Raw genomic sequence first — 1833 nt, 5'->3', positions numbered from 1 at the left:
TAAAGAACATTTCCGGTTACCCGGTGCGATGACTCACCATCGCCGCGCCGTTAGCGCTGAGGGTTGTGCATTCTAAGCATTTCCCATTTGTTGTCAACACTTAATTTTGATTTTCTTTCGAAGTATTCAAACTCAAGTTTTATTTGACTGCCGACCCGTTGGCTCGTTGCTTTTCAGCGCTGCTCCCCGTGTCGGTGGATGCGCATTATAGGGAGATCCGATTTAAGTGCAACCCTTTTTTTAAGAAAATTGCAAAAAAACGTTTGTTCGAGCAAAAATAAAGCGAAACGTCTATTTTTGACACTTTAATATACAAAAAAGGGCTAAAAGGAAGTCATTATTATTGCTTATAAGCATTTTTTCACTTTATCCGCTGGCAAATAGTGAGTTATCAATGCAAAAGCCCTTCTTAAATAAGACCTGAGCTACTTAATTGTTTAAGCGCTGGCTTAAGCACTTTATAAGATAATACTTCATCTACTTGGCTAATGAATTTCAAAGCACTCTCTTAATGACAGCAACTTTGTTTGCTGTTCTTAAAAATATATTGCCCAGTTGAAACCGCTCTAGTACTCATTCATTAGCGATAGACAAGTTTTAAATACGGGGTAAATGAAGAAATCGGTGGATCTGAAGCAAGTTAAAAAGCGCTAATGGATAAATTAGCCAAAACGGCCGAACCACATTTTTTGGCAGGTCTCAAGATGTGAAAAGCTAATATAGGTCTAGTAGACACAACACAGTCAAAGAGTTGGCATTTATAATTGGTCAATTTGATGCTAACTACGTTAAAAGTGTCTTATATTGAGCAATAATTAAATGGGTTAGTATTACCTCAAACCACCATCAAGATTAATCCCTTTAAAGATAAACTAGGGATGATTATTTGGTATGAATTAGCACTAAAATAAGGTAAAAAGTAAACGATGTGATTAGATTTGGAGCGAGTAACGAGGTTCGAACTCGTGACCTCGACCTTGGCAAGGTCGCGCTCTACCAGCTGAGCTATACTCGCGTTCCATGGATCATTTATAGTAGTTTTACTATAAATGGTGCCCGGGGCCGGACTTGAACCGGCACGCTGTTACCAGCGAGGGATTTTAAATCCCTTGTGTCTACCAATTCCACCACCCGGGCATCGGGTTTGCTTTCGCATGTGGATATAAGAACCGGAGTCGAACCGAGGTAGACGGATTTGCAATCCGCTGCATGGCCACTCTGCCATTCCGCCAAATTTGGAGCGAGTAACGAGGTTCGAACTCGTGACCTCGACCTTGGCAAGGTCGCGCTCTACCAGCTGAGCTATACTCGCATTCCATAAATCATTTATAGCAATTTTACTATAAATGGTGCCCGGGGCCGGACTTGAACCGGCACGCTGTTACCAGCGAGGGATTTTAAATCCCTTGTGTCTACCAATTCCACCACCCGGGCATCGGGCATTCGAAAACAAATTTGGAGCGAGTAACGAGGTTCGAACTCGTGACCTCGACCTTGGCAAGGTCGCGCTCTACCAGCTGAGCTATACTCGCGTTCCATAAATCATTTATAGTAGCTTTACTATAAATGGTGCCCGGGGCCGGACTTGAACCGGCACGCTGTTACCAGCGAGGGATTTTAAATCCCTTGTGTCTACCAATTCCACCACCCGGGCATCGGGYTTGCTTTCGCATGTGGAGTGTTGAGAAAATGGAGGCGGAACCCGGAGTCGAACCGAGGTAGACGGATTTGCAATCCGCTGCATGGCCACTCTGCCATTCCGCCAAATTTGGAGCGAGTAACGAGGTTCGAACTCGTGACCTCGACCTTGGCAAGGTCGCGCTCTACCAGCTG

Annotated in this window: 8 tRNA genes; all 8 read right to left on the bottom strand. The window is 44.3% G+C overall.

Annotated features, from left to right (window positions below):
- Positions 1 to 939 precede the first annotated feature (939 nt).
- The 8 genes from EAG18_RS21985 to EAG18_RS21955 all read right to left on the bottom strand — a co-directional run bounded on the left by EAG18_RS21985 (position 940) and on the right by EAG18_RS21955 (position 1764).
- Positions 940 to 1015 (bottom strand) — tRNA-Gly (locus EAG18_RS21985).
- A 35-nt stretch (positions 1016 to 1050) separates the two neighbouring features.
- Positions 1051 to 1137: transfer RNA gene (locus tag EAG18_RS21980), tRNA-Leu, on the bottom strand.
- A 20-nt stretch (positions 1138 to 1157) separates the two neighbouring features.
- A tRNA-Cys gene (locus EAG18_RS22275) sits at positions 1158 to 1228 on the bottom strand.
- 8 nt (positions 1229 to 1236) lie between these two features.
- Positions 1237 to 1312, bottom strand: a tRNA-Gly gene (locus EAG18_RS21975).
- A 35-nt stretch (positions 1313 to 1347) separates the two neighbouring features.
- Positions 1348 to 1434: transfer RNA gene (locus tag EAG18_RS21970), tRNA-Leu, on the bottom strand.
- Positions 1435 to 1456: 22 nt separating this feature from the next.
- Positions 1457 to 1532: transfer RNA gene (locus EAG18_RS21965), tRNA-Gly, on the bottom strand.
- Positions 1533 to 1567: 35 nt separating this feature from the next.
- Positions 1568 to 1654 (bottom strand) — tRNA-Leu (locus EAG18_RS21960).
- Between the two features lie 36 nt (positions 1655 to 1690).
- Positions 1691 to 1764: transfer RNA gene (locus EAG18_RS21955), tRNA-Cys, on the bottom strand.
- Between the last annotated feature and the right edge of the window lie 69 nt (positions 1765 to 1833).

Source organism: Pseudoalteromonas sp. J010, from assembly GCF_003934235.1.
In the GTDB taxonomy this organism is placed as follows: domain Bacteria; phylum Pseudomonadota; class Gammaproteobacteria; order Enterobacterales; family Alteromonadaceae; genus Pseudoalteromonas; species Pseudoalteromonas peptidolytica.
Note: the sequence above shows the minus strand (reverse complement) of the source record. Positions and strands in the feature narration are given on the sequence as shown.